Consider the following 15,329-nt stretch of genomic DNA (forward strand, 5'->3'; position numbering starts at 1 on the left):
CATAACCTATGACTCATGAATTGGTCTATATTTAGACTAAATAAAAACCACTATTGTTTTATATCCATCACCGCAACGGCAACAATAACTTGTTGATCTGCGACCGTGACACCAAATACACCAGTGCGATCGCCAGTACAGGTAAGCCTAACCACATTAATGGGTGTAAGCTAAACGGCAGTTCAAAGCCTTTCACCACCAGCAGACCGACAACAAATTCAGCCCCTACCGCAGCAATAATACCTGCCAATAGCGCAATAATGCCGTATTCAAACCATAACGTAGCAGCAATGCGTTTACGGCTTGCACCTAAAGTGCGGTATAACTGAATTTCAGTTTGGCGCTCGGAGATACTCAAGCGTAATAAGGTCATGATCAGCAATAAGCCACTGACCACCCCCAACCCAGCCAATACCGTTAACGACCAACTGACTTGTGCCAACAGACCTTGAATACGGGTCGCCATCATCCGTAAATCAAGCACAGTCACGGTTGGATATTGGCTGGCTAAGGTATTGAGTAATGCATTTTGCTGCTCGCCAACTCGAAAACTGACAAGTCCTGTTGCGGGGAATGACTGCAACACATCTGGTGTGAAAATAAAGTAAAAATTAGGCTTCATATTACGCCATTCAACATCGCGAATACTGTTCACAGTAGCGTTAAATTCTCGTCCACCCACAGTAAATGCTAACTTGTCACCGAGATTAATATTCAACCGTTTGGCAATGCCAGATTCAACCGAGACACCTTCGGCTTTACCCCATTGCCCTTTAGTCACGACATTATGAGTTGGCAGTGTTGTTGCCCACGTAAAGTTAAGCTCACGTTTTAAGGCAGGATCGACACTGTCATCATCCGCGTTTCGATTTATCTCGTTACTTATCTCAGTATTATCGCCGCTTTGATCAATTGCGGTTGAATTTGATGGTGTGTAAAAGCGTTGATCATTAATTGCCACTAACCGCCCACGCGTTACTGGATAACCTTGCGAACGGGTTAACTGTGCTTTATCTAGATCAGCTAAATAGCGTTGTTGTTGCTCAGGGGCAATATTGAGAGCAAACACATTGGGCGCATCAGCAGGGAGCGTATGTTGCCAATCAGCCAGTAATTCATTTCGTAATAAGCCAATCACTGCCAATAACATTAATGAACACGTTAATGCCACCAGTTGCGTCGCCGTTTTGGTTTTACTACGATTAACTCGGCTTAGTGCCAAACGATAAGCAGCACCGAGTTGTATTTTTTGTAATAAAGCAATCGCTGCCACACCGACTAACGCTAATACGATCAACAGTACAGCCATACCTAGCAAGGTTAGCCATACAAATAGATTACTGCCAATCCATACTATGGCTGCTAACAACGGCAAGGAAAGTAACAGCCAAGATAAACGGTTCGGTATCGATGCCGGTATTAAAGCTTGGACTGAATTAATAGACACAGTTTGTACCAAACGTGATAACGGTATCCCCAGAGCAGGCAATGCAATTAATAACGCCAATAATAAACTGATCACTATCGGGGCTAATCCCATTGGCGGTAAATCATTTGGCAATAGATTTTGCAGTGGGTAACGCAGTAACCATTCAAGCCCAAATCCAAGTGTTAAACCAATAATAATCGCGACCACAAACACTAAACTGATTTGGGTTAATAACCAGCGCCATAAAAAAGACCTTGAAGCACCAAGGCTTTTCATCATCGCTACCGCCGTTTTACGGGTAACAGCATAGTGTTGGCAAGTCAGCACTAAGGTCGCCGCTGCCATTAATACCACCAACACTAACGTCAGCGATAAATACTGCCGTGCCCGCTCAATAAAATCACCACTGCGGCCGGCATCATTTTCAGTTAGCCAACGTTGACTTGGGGTTAACCTTAACTGCTGACGAATATCGTCTAAGGCTGTATTTGAACCGGTAAAATAATAACGATAACTGATTCTACTGCCTGGTTGTACGCCTCCAACCGCATTAATATCTTGTTGATGAATAAACACGGTCGGCATTTGGCTAAAAGGATTAAATGATAATTCAGGATCTTGAGTAATACGGCCGCTAATTTTTAGTTCAGTATCGCCAACCATTAACATATCGCCAATATTGACGTTCAACAGTGAAAATAACCGTTCAGCGAGCCATAATTGCTGCGGCTGTACATGCTGCTCTAATGTGGTTGTATTAGCGCCCTCTAAACCCAGTTCACCACGTAATGGAAAAAGAGCATCAACCGCTTTAACACTTACCAACTGCATACCGTTATTACTAAATACCATAGTGCCAAAACGGGTTTGCTGTGACATTTTCACAGGATCTGTTGCTGGAATCTTAAGCTGCGACAGATCAACCGGCTGTGAAGAAACCAGCACCCGATCCGCGGCAAGTGCGGATCGGCCCTGATCGACAATGATCGCTTCAACACGACTCACTAATGCCGATAATGCAAACACACAGCCAATAATTAAGCTCAACGCAAGAGTAACCAACCATAATTGCCCTTGCCGAATCTCACGCCATGCCCAATGCAGCATAAAGGCCGTTTTATGACTTATGACAGCAATATTAACCATGGCGTTCTTCCTTGTTTTCCTTGGTTGGTTGTCGATGATCTTTCGTCTTTAACACGCCATTATCTAACCGCATCACACGATCACAACGAGCCGCTAAGGCATCATCATGAGTAACTAATACTAACGTAGTGCCACTGTTCCGATTAAGCTCAAACAGTAACTCAATGATCATCGCCGCTGTTTGCTGATCTAAATTACCCGTCGGCTCATCGGCAAACAGAATTTTAGGTTTGATCATAAACGCCCGTGCTAATGCGACCCGTTGCTGCTCTCCACCAGATAATTGGCTCGGTAAATGGGTTTCACGTCCTTGTAATCCCACCACGCTAAGTAGGTGCTTACCGCGCTCAATATCAATATCATTGTTTTGAATTAAGCATGGCAAGGTGACGTTTTCTAACGCCGTTAAGGTGGGTAACAATAAGAAATTTTGAAATACAAACCCGATTGATTCACTGCGTAATTGTGCCCGCTGCTCATCGTTTAGATTTGTCAGGTTATGGCCTAATAATTCAATCTCACCGGCTGTTGGCACATCTAACCCAGCCAATAAGGTCATTAAGGTCGATTTTCCTGCGCCAGATACTCCCACTAATGCAATTGACTCACCTTGCTCGACCTCAAGCGAAACATCCTGCAATATAGTCATAGGCGACAAGGCTGTCGTAACCTGTTTGAAAACAGAGTGAGCTTTTATTACGGAGACTGACATGATACGAATCCTTTCATTAATAATGCTGTTATTTGCATCGACAGCATCGAGTCAAACGCTATTAGTGCTGGGCGATAGTTTAAGTGCGGGTTATCAAATGCCTGCCAATAAAAGTTGGCCCAGTCTTCTTCCTCAAATATTAGCCCAACAATCTCAACCGACAACGGTTATCAATGCCAGCATTTCAGGTGACACCAGCGGTAATGGTTTAGCACGCCTTCCCCTGCTGCTGACACAACATCAACCTGATATTGTCTTAATCGAGTTAGGTGCTAATGATGGCTTACGTGGATTTCATCCTAAAATACTACGCAATAATTTAACCCAGATGATCACTTTAATTAAAGAAATGGGATCACAGCCATTATTAATGCAAATAGAAATTCCCCCTAACTATGGCAAACGCTATAACGAACTGTTTCGCAATACCTACCCAACATTAAGTCAATCATTGAATGTGCCGCTATTGCCTTTTTTTCTTATTGAAATCATTACTCAACCTCAGTTAATGATGAAAGATGGACTCCACCCAACAGCACAAGCACAACCACTGATAGCTCAATTTATGGCTCAGCAACTTAGCCCTTATCTCAACAAGGAAACCATCCAGTGACACAATCTATTTTAATTACCGGCTGTAGTTCTGGTATTGGTTATTACTGTGCAGCAGAACTCAATAGGCTCGGTTATAACGTTATCGCCAGTTGCCGCCAATTGCGTGATGTAAAACGGTTAAATAACCAAGGTATTAAGTGTATTCAACTTGATCTTAGTTGTTCTGAATCGATTGATCGCGGTCTAAAACAAGCGTTAGTCTTCGCTGATGGTCACTTAGATATGCTATTTAACAATGCCGCTTACGGTCAACCAGGTGCATTAGAAGATTTACCCACTGAGGCATTGCGCGCACAATTTGAAACCAATTTTTTTGGCTGGCATCAACTCACTCGCGCCGTGATCCCATTAATGTTGCAACAAGGTCACGGTAAAATAATTCAAAACAGTTCCGTTTTAGGGTTAGTCGCAATGAAGTATCGTGGCGCGTATAACGCCAGTAAATTTGCTCTTGAAGGGTATACTGATACATTGCGCTTAGAGTTAGCAAATACGCCAATAAAAGTTGCATTAATAGAACCTGGTCCGATTGAAAGCAATTTTCGACATAATGCTAAGCACAAATTTGAACAATATATTGATAGTAATCACTCGCGCCATCAACAGCCTTACCAACAAACATTGGCTCGATTAGGGGCTGCTAACCCTAATAACAAGTTTACTTTAGGGCCTGAGGCAGTATTTAAGCAGCTGTTGACTATAATTAATAGTAAGCAGCCAAAAGCACGTTATTACGTAACCCAGCCTACATATGTTTTTGGCTTTTTGCGTCGCATACTGCCAACAAAGTGGTTAGATAAACTACTAATAAAGAGTAATTAGTTAAATATAGACCATAATAGCACTATTTATTATGGTCATTTTTATAGCGACTGCCCAGATAACATGGTGATAAAAACAACAACAATAAAATCAATATTGCTATATTCGCCAAATAACAACAGTTAAAGTTAAACAAATAGCCCTTGAATCTAAATAATCACCCATCAGCTATAAAAACTATAATAACGTCATATTAGTGTCACAATAAAACGCTACAGTAGTTTTAAGTCAAAAGACTCATATCATCGTAAATTTTCTTATCTGAGGTGTAGTATGTCGTTGCGCCAAATTAATATTATCTGTGTCTGTATCACACTCGCTATTATGCTGACGTTTAATAATTAGTATCATTTAGTGCTGTTTTCTTGATTCGTCTCGATTCATCCCCATATATTTGTTATAGCCTTTCAAATAGCCAACGGATATCAGCACATGTATCAAAATGTCGCGCTTGAATTAAACGAACAGAATCTTCAGCAGATCATCGACCAATCGATGCAGACACCAGTGGCAATCAGTTTCTGGGCCCCTTCAATGCCAGAAACACTTGAAGTAAATGCAACTCTTGAAAAAATTGCCCGTGAATATCAAGGCCAATTTACGCTTGCGACAGTCAACTGTGAAACTCAACAAATGGTTGCCTCTCAGTTTGGCGTTCGAGGTTTACCAACTGTTGCTTTATTTAAAGGGGGTCAGCCTATTGATGGTTCTGCCGGCCCACAAACTGAACAAAGTTTACGTGAGATGCTTAATCGTCACTTGCCATCACCTGAAGAACTTCAGCTACAACATGCATTAGCATTAGTCGCAAGTGAAGATTACAATCAAGCACTAGCATTACTTCGCCAACTGGCGCAAAAATTCCCTAAAAATAGCACTATTGAGCTAGCCATTGCCGAATGCTTAATTGCCGCAGGATTATTTGACGAAGCAGAATTAATTCTCGATACCATTCCAATGCAAGATCAAGATGCTCAATATAAAGGACTGGTTGCTAAACTGGAATTACACAAACAAGCGGGTAATTCACCAGAAATTCAACAATTAGAACAAAAATTTGCGACTAACCCTAGCGATGCCAATATTGCTTTTGAGCTTGCGGTTCAATACAGTCAAGTTAATCGTAATGAAGAAGCATTAGCACTATTGCTTGAAGTACTTCGTCGTGATCTTAATTTTGCTGACGGCAGTGCTAAAAAAGCCATGATGGATATTTTAGCTGCACTAGGCCAAGGTAATCCAATTGCTGCCAATTACCGTCGTCAACTGTATTCATTGTTATATTAATTTAATCCAATAAAAAAAGGCCCGCAAGCATCATGCTCACGGGCCTTTTTTATTTATCTAATCTTAAAATTAACTGGCATTAGTTTTTTCAAACACTAAGAATTTATTACCAGAATCAACCACTAAAGTATTATTAATCACTTCAATACTGGTTGCGCTACGCAGTACGTTCAGCATATTTTCTTCTTGAGTAACAAGCTCTGGCAAACAAATTCTGCGGGTAACACTCGGCAAAGTAAAACTGCCATTAGCGGCAATTAAACGCCCTTTAAATTGATTACAGCCGGTAAATCCAGATACTTTCATATCAGCATTAATAATTAACTTAGGCTTATGCTTGGTGACACCAGGAATACAGACGCCTCCTTTAAGGGTCCAATCACCAACCAATTGGGTTGACTTTTTTAGCTGCTGATTTGAAAAACAGCCCGTTAATGAAATGGCTAATAATATTAATAAACAAAACTTACTTTTTTTCATCATTGCTCTATGGCTCAATCTTAATCTCAATAGTTTGCTTTCGTCACATCTAAACAGGCTATTGAGATAGCAATCGAATAAAATAATGCCGATGATCTCTCATCGGCATTAATATTAAAACTAGTTAAAAACTAGACAGTTAGTACAATCGTCTTAATTACTTAAGGATGATCTGTACTGAACGCTGCACGTAGTTAGTGCTGTCTGCTTTATCAGTTTTGATTGGGTTTGTGTTAGCAACAGAAGAAACAGTTAGACGAGATGCGTCGATACCATTTGCTTCTAGGAAGCTAGCAACATTTGCTGCACGCTCAGCAGAAACTTTCTCGTTGATTGCTTGACCGCCAACATTATCGGTACGACCGATGATTTGAGCGTTAACTTCTGGGTTAGCTTGCATAGTTGCAGCAATCTCACCTAGGTTGTAACGACCGTAAGCGTTTAACTTAGTTTCGCCATTTTGGTATGGAAGAACGTAAGAAGAACGTGTTGCTACTTGAGACTCAACAGCGACTTCTTTAACTACTTCAACATTGTTAGTAACAACTACAGGTGTAGCTGGTTGACCAAACTTGTATGTCATACCCCAGTACGCTTGAGTTAGATCAGCGTGACCGTGTGAAGTACGTAGGTTTTGGTAGTAATCAGCACCAATTTGAGTAGATAGTGCGTTAGTGATCTGGTAAGAAAGACCTAGGCCACCAGTTGCAGAGAAGCTATCAGACTTCATATGGAATACTTGATCAGCATCTTTATCATCTGCGTAGATGTAAGTTGCACCTACTTTAGCAAATGCAGATAACTTTTGTGTAAGAGGTAGGTTACCTTTAACACCAACAGTTGCTAGGTTTAGGTTTGAATCACCTAGGTCATGCATGAAGTCGTAGCTAGCGTAAACACCAACGTATTGGTTGAAGTCGTAACCAGCGTCTAGCTTAACGCTAGGAGCATTAGTTTGACCACCAAACATGTGAGAGTCTGCGCTACCAACATAGCCCATACCTAGTGCACCACCAACCCAGAAGCCGTGGCCTTGACCAGCGTACCAGTGACCAGTTGCTGCTGATTGAGTTAGTGCAGTGTTATTTGTAGCTGTTGCAGGTGCATCAGCAGCCATTGCAGATGTAGCAACACCTAGAGATAAAGCTGCTACTACAGCTAGAGATAGAGATTTCAATTTCATGTTTAACTCCATTGGTTAAATACTTTAAAACTTTTCTAATTGTCTGCCCATATAAGTGCGTACTATCTATTTTTTTAAGTGTGTATCGCAGGACAGTCTTTGTCAGGAACCCTCTCATTTTGTGGTCGTGTTAGCATTAAGGCAAATAATAAAAAATGATGTTCACAATTAATTGGCGTTTTTTCACACGCGTCAAAAAAATGGCTTCTGAAAAACAAATCTTTCAGAAAAAATTTAGATAAATAAAAAAAACGGTTTTTTTTAACGATTATATTCATATAAAAAAACATAAAAACAGCGATATTTTTAAACTTTATCGATAAAAATCATGTAAATACATAATGACACCTTTATCATCAAAGCGTAAAAAAAAATGTGAAAAACATACTTTTTTATACTACACATAATGTGATAAATAATCATATTCGACCTTTTGAGCAGGTAATTATCCTTTATCATCTCTTCCATAAATCTTTTTTTTTGTTAGCATTTGCTTTGAAAATAAAGGATCAAGATGGGTAATGAACTTTTTTAGAGTAGCAATAACAGCAGTGACTCCCTTGTTGCTCTTTATATGTTTACTAAAAAAATGTGTCTTTTATATCGCTATAAACACCCGAATGCTTCGATACCGAAAGCAATAACAATAAAAAAAGCAGTCGTCATCTAAGAGCGTACTGCGTAAAACAGATACTAAGATAGGTAGTTAACGCCATGATCATATATAAATACGGTAAGGATGTTTTTGAGCCGCAAAAAAGCGCTTACACGAATCAAGAAGCAACCACTAAGCTTAGTGCTAGCGAAACAAAAATCCTCCAATTTTTAATCGATAACAGTGGCGAAATTATCAGTCGAGAAAAACTACTTGAAATTGGTTGGCCAGATAAGGTGGTTGTTCCTAACTCATTAAATGTTGCTATTGCGAATTTACGCAAAGCATTTAAAAGTAAGAATGAAATTATCATCACCATTAAAGGGGCTGGCTTTACGATTGCCAATAACACCTTCATCCAACAACAATTTCAACCTGAAGTTGTGATCGATAATGAACAGCATAACTCGGAACAATTACAGCCAACCGATCACCATAGTGATAGCAATACCGCAGGTACTGATGCGAAGAAAACTAAACATACATCAACAGCTCACTCACTTCCAACCATGGCAAAAATTGGCTATAGCATTTGCTTAACGGCGATGCTTGCTTGGGTGATGTTATGGGCTAGCAGCTGGCAGTCTCCACCTTGTGTAACCGTTAATGCTCAAAAAATTTGTGGTAACATTGAATTGCTCAATCTACAAAAACTACCACAAAACTTGAGCGATAAAAGCACGGTTTACATTGATACCAATGGAAAAATGTATGAAAAAATTTAAATACGTCGTCATAGCATTATTAGTTTTAATGCTATACCCCGTTATTAATGGTATGGGGTGTGATTTTAACTATAAATACGTAACATCCAACCACGAACAATTTGGCAGTTGCAAATTTGGTCAATACACACTTATTGACTACCCAAACCCTAAAAAAGACAATGGGTATACGGTCTTAAAAGGGCTGTATTTTTACGCCTTTGGAAATGCCGCAGTATTAGTGGTTGATACAGAAGATCACACTAAAAAAATCACCGATGCCGCTATTGAAAGTCTCAATTGGACCCATGAAAGCTTTTGGCATCAATTTAATCTACAACGATTAGATAAAAATACCATGATTAGCTACAACTCATCTCCAACAAAGCAATTACGTGTTATTCCTTATGATGGCACCTTATCAATGACAGATAGTGATCACTAACTAACATTTGGCTAAATAATCTACTTAAATAATTATTTAGCCTTTTTTAGTTAAGCTATCAATAATTGGACATGGCGCATTTTTATCGCCAGGGCATTGTTCCGCCAATGCTGCTAAAGTTAATTTAATTTGTTTTAGCTCTTCTATTTTATGATCTATTTCTACCAGTTTTTGTAGTGCTTTTTGTTTAACATCACGACTTTGACGATCGGGATTGGTTGATAATGCCAATAATTGCTGACATTCATCTAAAGAAAATCCAATCATTCGAGATCGCTTAATAAGCAATAACTCCGCAATATGCTCCGCATTGTAATAGCGATAACCATTTACCCCCCTTGGCGCAACACTTATCACCCCTTTGCTTTCATAAAACCGGATTGTTTTAGCCGTTAATCCGGTTTGTTTGGCAACCTCACTGATATTCATCATCACTTTTCTACTCTACTGTATAAAAAAATAGCCTTGACATTATAGTTACTGGAAGGATTATGCTAGCGCTATTATTTCATTTAAGCATTAAAGGCGAGCACATGAATACTGTTACCCTTCCTGTTGCCAATGTACGCTGTATGCGTTGCGTTAATAAAATTCGTGATGCCATAAGCCTACTTCCTCAAACTGAAATTATTGATATCAATACTGAGCAATTAACCATAACCAGTGATACCCCGTTAAGCCCACTGTTTGATGCTGTGACAGCATTAGGCTACCAAGTTGGCTATCATTACCAATTACCACTGAGTGGCTTATCCTGTGGTCGCTGTGTTGCTAAAATTGAACAAGCACTAGCTGAACGTGATGATATTGCACATTTTAATATTAGCAAACAGCTCGCGGATGTATCGGGCTCAATAAGTGAGCAAGCACTAACTGATATTATCGTTGAACTTGGTTATCAGGTTGTCACTAACCCGCAACAACATAACTATAACTTCAATTTAACCGGTTTATCATGCGGAAAATGTGTCGCTAAATTAACCACTGCATTAACGCAAGACAATATTGAGATTGTTACTATTGATAAAAATAATCTCAATGTTAAAACATCATTAACGGCTAACGAGATTATTGCACTAGTGACTACCGCTGGTTATCAAGCCATTGCGATAACACCATCTCAACCAGCAACGTTAATTGATCAATCTCTCGTGTCAGAGCCTAAGCCTGAGCCTGAGCCTGAAATTACAGCGCCACCTCAAGGTCAAGCAACCCAATTATTATTATCAGGGCTAACGTGTGCGAGTTGCGTAGCATCAGTAGAAAAAGCAATCAAGGCTGTAAACGGCGTTGACAGTGTCAATGTTAACCTTGCTGAGCGTACTGCCTTAATTTATGGGCAAGCATCACCACAGGCGGTTATTACCGCAATAGAACAAGCGGGTTATGGCGCAGAACAAAGTGAAGATGATCAAAGTCGCCGTCTTCGCCAACAGCAACAAAACCAGCAAACAGTAACAACCCATATGCGTAATGCCATGATTGCACTCGGCTTAGGGCTACCAATGATGGCTTGGGGGATCTTTGGCGGTAGTATGATCATTGATTCCACAGCCAGCCAAATAAGTTGGGGAGTTGTTGGTTTAATTACCTTGGCGCTATTGGTAACGGCCGGTAAAGATTTTTATATCAATAGTTGGAAAGCTTTCCGTCATCATCGTGCCACTATGGATACATTAGTAGCCTTAGGCACCGGTGCGGCATGGCTATTTTCAATGGCAGTGGTTATTGCACCAACTATGTTTCCAGTTGCTGCTCGCCATGTCTATTTTGAAGCTTCTGCAATGATTATCGGTTTAATTACCCTTGGGCATGCATTAGAAGCACGCGCACGCAGCCGAACCTCAAAAGCCTTAGAGCGTTTGATCGATCTTCAGCCTCAAACTGCGATTGTGGTTGAAAATGGGCAAGACATTGAACGCCCATTGAGCGAAGTTATTGCAGGCATGACGTTACGTTTAAAGCCAGGAGCTAAAGTGGCTGTTGATGGTTATGTCATTGATGGTAATAGCTATATTGATGAATCAATGCTTACAGGTGAGCCTTTGGCTGTGCATAAAAAAACCGGCGATCATGTTCGTGCAGGCACAATTAACCAACAAGGGAGCCTATTATTTAAAGCTGAGCATATTGGCAGTGACACTATGCTTGCACGTATTATTCAATTAGTACGCCAAGCACAAAGTAGTAAGCCAGCCCTAGCACGCTTAGCGGATACCATCTCCAGTATTTTCGTACCCAGTGTGATGATCATTGCCATATTAACGACCATGGCTTGGTATTATTTTGGTCCACAACCAGCATCGGTATATATGCTTGTTGCAGCGACCACGGTACTGATCATTGCTTGTCCATGTGCATTAGGCCTAGCAACACCAATGTCAGTAACCGTTGGTGTTGGACGTGCAGCAGAATTAGGCATTTTAATTAAAGATGCAGAAGCGATGCAACAAGCGGCTAGCATTGATACTGTAGTATTAGATAAAACGGGTACCTTAACTGAAGGCAAACCACAAGTTGTTGACAATAAGATTTATAATGCATTAACTCGTGAACAGTTGATTCAATTAGCTGCTAGCTTAGAGCAAGGTTCAGAGCACCCATTAGCGAATGCCATTGTTGAATCAGCACGCCAACAGCAGCTCGCACTTTCCCCACATAGCAACTTTAATGCGTATGCCGGATTAGGCGTATCAGGCACTATAGAACAACAGCAATTATTGCTCGGTAATACCAAATTCATGCATCAAAATGAAATTAATATTTCTCACGCTGAAGCAGACTTTGACTTCATTGCCAGCCAAGGTGCAACACCGGTTTACCTTGCTCAAAATGGTATTTTAGCAGGGATCATTGGTATCAGTGATCCACTGCGTGATGATTCATTATCCGCCGTTAAGCGTATGCAAGATATGGGACTTAATGTGGTAATGCTCACCGGTGACAGCGTCAAAACTGCCCACGTTATTGCTGCTAAGCTCGGTATTTCAGATGTAGTTGCCGATGTATTGCCTGATGGCAAAGCGGCTCAAATTACCTTATTACAACAACAAGGTAAACGAGTAGCTATGGTCGGTGATGGAATCAATGATGCGCCAGCTCTTGCATTAGCTGAAGTTGGAATCGCGATGGGAAGTGGTACTGATGTTGCTATTGAAAGTGCCCAATTTACTCTAATGCGTCACTCACTACACGGTGTGGCAGATGCCTTGGAATTATCAAAAGCAACGCTACGCAATATCAAAGAAAACTTATTTGGTGCCTTTATTTACAACACATTAGGCATTCCAATTGCCGCTGGCGTGTTATTCCCACTCACAGGGACACTGCTAAGCCCTGTGATTGCAGGTGCGGCGATGGCGCTATCATCAATCACTGTGGTAAGTAACGCTAACCGGTTACGTTTATTCAAGCCAAGCCAACAACATCAGGAGAAATAATATGTGTTTTTTATTAGGTGCTGCTGCAATTGGGTTTATTGTATGGTGGTTCTGGCTTCATCCAAGTATTCGTAACCCCAAATAATTGTCTTTTAGCAATCAAAGCAATCATATTAAGGCTACTTCGGTAGCCTTTTTTGATCTCACTTAGCCCAATTATTTGTTATAACTAAACTATCCTACTTAATCAGCGGTAACTTATGTTCAAATCTCTTTTATCAAAAGCATTATTACTTCTGCCTTTTATTTCCCAATCGGCACTTGCAACACCGATTGTATGGAAAATTTCTGACCAACAACGTGAGTTTTATGTTTTGGGTTCTATTCATGCAGGAAAAGAAGCTATGTTTCCGTTGCCTGCTATATTTCTTGAGCAATGGCAACACGCTGATGCATTGGTTGTTGAAGCTAATATTTTACAACAATCACAGGTAGCTCCAACGATTAAGCCACCTTTTACTCAACAAGCACTCTCAACGGCGGAACTCAAACAGCTACAAAAGATCACGACTACACTCAACATTTCATTTGAACAGCTACTTCAACAGCCACCTTGGTTAACTGCTGTTACTCTTCAGCTCGCTCTTGCTGATAAACTCGAACTAAAATCAGATTATGGCATCGACTACGTGCTGTTACAGCGCGCTCAACAGCAACAATTGCCAATCCTCGAATTGGAAAGTGTTAGCCAGCAATTTAATATGCTTGCAACGCTACCAGAAAATGGCACCCCAATGTTGCTTGAAACCATCAATGAATGGCATAAAACCCAATCATCATTACGTTGCTTAGTTAAAGTTTGGCAACACGGCGATGATAATAAGCTTGAACAACTGTTTCAAGAAAGCCAATTTGATCCCACCACTGATGATGCCTTAATTTTTAATCGCAATCAGCACTGGGCAGAAACCTTAATCAAAGATCCCGCTTATCAATCAGGCAAGTTTATGGTGGTAGTCGGCGCATTTCATTTGATTGGCGAACAAGGGTTACCAAATTTAATGAAGCAACAGGGCTTTATCGTTGAGAAGATGACTTCAGGTACAACCGCTGATTGTGATTAAGGTGAAGAGCTACCAAACTGAACTATTCACCCATTTTCGACAGACGAAAAAAAACCGTATCTTTCGATACGGTTTTCTTAATAGTGGTCGGTGAAGAGCTAGGTTTTAATATCAGTGAACCCCCGACCCTCTATGGATCTAAGCTATGATTCATTTTATACAAACGAAAAAAAACCGCATCTTTCGATACGGTTTTCTTAATAGTGGTCGGTGAAGAGCTAGGTTCTAATATCGGGAACCCCCGACCCTCTGTGGATCTAAGCTATGATTCATTTTATACAAACGAAAAAAAACCGCATCTTTCGATACGGTTTTCTTAATAGTGGTCGGTGAAGAGCTAGGTTCTAATATCGGGAACCCCCGACCCTCTGTGGATCTAAGCTATGATTCATTTTATACAAACGAAAAAAAACCGCATCTTTCGATACGGTTTTCTTAATAGTGGTCGGTGAAGAGGGATTCGAACCCCCGACCCTCTGGTCCCAAACCAGATGCGCTACCAAACTGCGCTATTCACCGACTTAATTCTTTTTCTGGAACGCTGCTAGAAGGGTCAACCCTCTTGTCCGCTATTCCTAACATCAGAGATGCGCTATCAAACTGCGCTATTCACCGACAATCTTTAGGCTTACAAGGCCAAGGTCTCTAAAAAAGATAACCTGAATAATGGGGTGGCTAACGAGGCTTGAACTCGCGACAACCGGAATCACAATCCGGGACTCTACCAACTGAGCTATAGCCACCATTGTAAGTGGTCGGTGAAGAGGGATTCGAACCCCCGACCCTCTGGTCCCAAACCAGATGCGCTACCAAACTGCGCTATTCACCGACTAAATTCTTTTTCTGGAACGCTGATAGAAGGGTCAACCCTCTGGTCCGCTATTCCTAACATCAGAGATGCGCTACCAAACTGCGCTATTCACCGACGTAATTCTTTTCGAGATGTGTTATCTACTAACACCTTCTCTGATAATAACGGTTTAATAAACCACTATTATATAAATAGTGGTCGGTGAAGAGGGATTCGAACCCCCGACCCTCTGGTCCCAAACCAGATGCGCTACCAAACTGCGCTATTCACCGACTAATTCTTTTCGAGATGTGTTATCTACTAACACTTTCTCTGATAATAACGGTTTAATAAACCACTATTATATAAATAGTGGTCGGTGAAGAGGGATTCGAACCCCCGACCCTCTGGTCCCAAACCAGATGCGCTACCAAACTGCGCTATTCACCGACTTAATTCTTTTTCTGGAACGCTGCTAGAAGGGTCAACCCTCTGGTCCGCTATTCCTAACATCAGAGATGCGCTACTAAACTTCGCTATTCACCGACGTTGTTTAG

At 40.9% G+C, this 15,329-nt stretch carries 12 protein-coding genes and 5 tRNA genes; 7 read left to right on the forward strand and 10 right to left on the reverse strand.

Annotated features, from left to right (window positions below):
* Window positions 1-67: 67 nt before the first annotated feature.
* Together G6R09_RS11240 and G6R09_RS11245 are read right to left on the reverse strand one after the other, a co-directional pair.
* Window positions 68-2,575, reverse strand: coding sequence for an ABC transporter permease (locus G6R09_RS11240; protein WP_163922458.1), 2,508 nt, complete (start codon window positions 2,573-2,575; stop codon window positions 68-70).
* The gene (locus G6R09_RS11245; protein ID WP_163922461.1) at window positions 2,568-3,287 is read right to left on the reverse strand and encodes an ABC transporter ATP-binding protein; all 720 of its coding nucleotides are present in this window, start codon (window positions 3,285-3,287) and stop codon (window positions 2,568-2,570) included. Before G6R09_RS11245 ends, G6R09_RS11240 begins: the two co-directional genes overlap by 8 nt.
* On the opposite strand from G6R09_RS11245, the gene G6R09_RS11250 reads away from it, so the two are divergent.
* From G6R09_RS11250 to G6R09_RS11260, 3 genes are all read left to right on the forward strand, one after another.
* Window positions 3,286-3,900, forward strand: a complete 615-nt coding sequence (locus G6R09_RS11250) for an arylesterase (RefSeq protein WP_065169021.1) — start codon at window positions 3,286-3,288, stop codon at window positions 3,898-3,900. The two genes, G6R09_RS11245 and G6R09_RS11250, sit on opposite strands and share 2 nt — an antisense overlap.
* Window positions 3,897-4,724, forward strand: a complete 828-nt coding sequence (locus G6R09_RS11255) for an SDR family oxidoreductase (protein WP_065169022.1) — start codon at window positions 3,897-3,899, stop codon at window positions 4,722-4,724. Before G6R09_RS11250 ends, G6R09_RS11255 begins: the two co-directional genes overlap by 4 nt.
* Window positions 4,725-5,156: 432 nt before the next feature.
* Window positions 5,157-6,011 carry a co-chaperone YbbN gene (locus G6R09_RS11260; RefSeq protein ID WP_065169023.1) on the forward strand — a complete coding sequence of 285 codons (855 nt, stop codon included), beginning with the start codon at window positions 5,157-5,159 and terminating at the stop codon, window positions 6,009-6,011.
* Window positions 6,012-6,080: 69 nt separating this feature from the next.
* On the opposite strand, the gene G6R09_RS11265 is transcribed toward G6R09_RS11260, so the two are convergent.
* Both G6R09_RS11265 and G6R09_RS11270 read right to left on the reverse strand, forming a co-directional pair.
* Complete coding sequence (locus G6R09_RS11265; RefSeq protein WP_235860124.1) at window positions 6,081-6,494, reverse strand: META domain-containing protein; 414 nt, start codon at window positions 6,492-6,494, stop codon at window positions 6,081-6,083.
* A gap of 154 nt (window positions 6,495-6,648) precedes the next feature.
* Complete coding sequence (locus tag G6R09_RS11270; RefSeq protein ID WP_065169025.1) at window positions 6,649-7,674, reverse strand: OmpA family protein; 1,026 nt, start codon at window positions 7,672-7,674, stop codon at window positions 6,649-6,651.
* A gap of 714 nt (window positions 7,675-8,388) precedes the next feature.
* Here G6R09_RS11270 and G6R09_RS11275 point away from each other — a divergent pair.
* Both G6R09_RS11275 and G6R09_RS11280 read left to right on the forward strand, forming a co-directional pair.
* Window positions 8,389-9,054, forward strand: coding sequence for a transcriptional regulator (locus G6R09_RS11275; RefSeq protein WP_065169026.1), 666 nt, complete (start codon window positions 8,389-8,391; stop codon window positions 9,052-9,054).
* A complete protein-coding gene (locus G6R09_RS11280; protein WP_163922464.1) occupies window positions 9,041-9,478 on the forward strand; it encodes a hypothetical protein in 438 nt (145 codons plus the stop codon). The genes G6R09_RS11275 and G6R09_RS11280 overlap by 14 nt, the downstream gene beginning before the upstream one ends.
* A gap of 36 nt (window positions 9,479-9,514) precedes the next feature.
* On the opposite strand, the gene cueR is transcribed toward G6R09_RS11280, so the two are convergent.
* Window positions 9,515-9,907, reverse strand: coding sequence for a Cu(I)-responsive transcriptional regulator (gene cueR, locus G6R09_RS11285; protein WP_065169092.1), 393 nt, complete (start codon window positions 9,905-9,907; stop codon window positions 9,515-9,517).
* 104 nt (window positions 9,908-10,011) lie between these two features.
* On the opposite strand from cueR, the gene G6R09_RS11290 reads away from it, so the two are divergent.
* Together G6R09_RS11290 and G6R09_RS11295 are read left to right on the forward strand one after the other, a co-directional pair.
* Complete coding sequence (locus G6R09_RS11290) at window positions 10,012-12,918, forward strand: copper-translocating P-type ATPase (protein ID WP_240345728.1); 2,907 nt, start codon at window positions 10,012-10,014, stop codon at window positions 12,916-12,918.
* A gap of 200 nt (window positions 12,919-13,118) precedes the next feature.
* On the forward strand, window positions 13,119-13,982 hold the full coding sequence (locus G6R09_RS11295) for a TraB/GumN family protein (RefSeq protein WP_065169028.1): 864 nt from the start codon (window positions 13,119-13,121) through the stop codon (window positions 13,980-13,982).
* A gap of 442 nt (window positions 13,983-14,424) precedes the next feature.
* Here G6R09_RS11295 and G6R09_RS11300 read toward each other — a convergent pair.
* The 5 genes from G6R09_RS11300 to G6R09_RS11320 all read right to left on the reverse strand — a co-directional run bounded on the left by G6R09_RS11300 (window position 14,425) and on the right by G6R09_RS11320 (window position 15,222).
* Window positions 14,425-14,501: transfer RNA gene (locus tag G6R09_RS11300), tRNA-Pro, on the reverse strand.
* A gap of 148 nt (window positions 14,502-14,649) precedes the next feature.
* Window positions 14,650-14,725 (reverse strand) — tRNA-His (locus G6R09_RS11305).
* A 9-nt stretch (window positions 14,726-14,734) separates the two neighbouring features.
* Window positions 14,735-14,811 (reverse strand) — tRNA-Pro (locus G6R09_RS11310).
* A gap of 177 nt (window positions 14,812-14,988) precedes the next feature.
* A tRNA-Pro gene (locus G6R09_RS11315) sits at window positions 14,989-15,065 on the reverse strand.
* Between the two features lie 80 nt (window positions 15,066-15,145).
* Window positions 15,146-15,222: transfer RNA gene (locus G6R09_RS11320), tRNA-Pro, on the reverse strand.
* Window positions 15,223-15,329 lie beyond the last annotated feature (107 nt).

Source organism: Photobacterium sp. Alg240-V54 (genome assembly GCF_900537155.1).
Classification (GTDB): Bacteria; Pseudomonadota; Gammaproteobacteria; order Enterobacterales; family Vibrionaceae; genus Photobacterium.

Bases quoted from the DNA above. Each gene is read 5' to 3' on its own strand.
- G6R09_RS11275 (WP_065169026.1), top strand. From the start codon at position 8,389: ATGATCATATATAAATACGGTAAGGATGTTTTTGAGCCGCAAAAAAGC.
- G6R09_RS11290 (WP_240345728.1), top strand. From the start codon at position 10,012: ATGAATACTGTTACCCTTCCTGTTGCCAATGTACGCTGTATGCGTTGC.
- G6R09_RS11280 (WP_163922464.1), top strand. From the start codon at position 9,041: ATGAAAAAATTTAAATACGTCGTCATAGCATTATTAGTTTTAATGCTA.
- G6R09_RS11270 (WP_065169025.1), bottom strand. From the start codon at position 7,674: ATGAAATTGAAATCTCTATCTCTAGCTGTAGTAGCAGCTTTATCTCTA.
- G6R09_RS11265 (WP_235860124.1), bottom strand. From the start codon at position 6,494: ATGATGAAAAAAAGTAAGTTTTGTTTATTAATATTATTAGCCATTTCA.
- cueR (WP_065169092.1), bottom strand. From the start codon at position 9,907: ATGAATATCAGTGAGGTTGCCAAACAAACCGGATTAACGGCTAAAACA.
- G6R09_RS11250 (WP_065169021.1), top strand. From the start codon at position 3,286: ATGATACGAATCCTTTCATTAATAATGCTGTTATTTGCATCGACAGCA.
- G6R09_RS11260 (WP_065169023.1), top strand. From the start codon at position 5,157: ATGTATCAAAATGTCGCGCTTGAATTAAACGAACAGAATCTTCAGCAG.
- G6R09_RS11240 (WP_163922458.1), bottom strand. From the start codon at position 2,575: ATGGTTAATATTGCTGTCATAAGTCATAAAACGGCCTTTATGCTGCAT.
- G6R09_RS11295 (WP_065169028.1), top strand. From the start codon at position 13,119: ATGTTCAAATCTCTTTTATCAAAAGCATTATTACTTCTGCCTTTTATT.
- G6R09_RS11245 (WP_163922461.1), bottom strand. From the start codon at position 3,287: ATGTCAGTCTCCGTAATAAAAGCTCACTCTGTTTTCAAACAGGTTACG.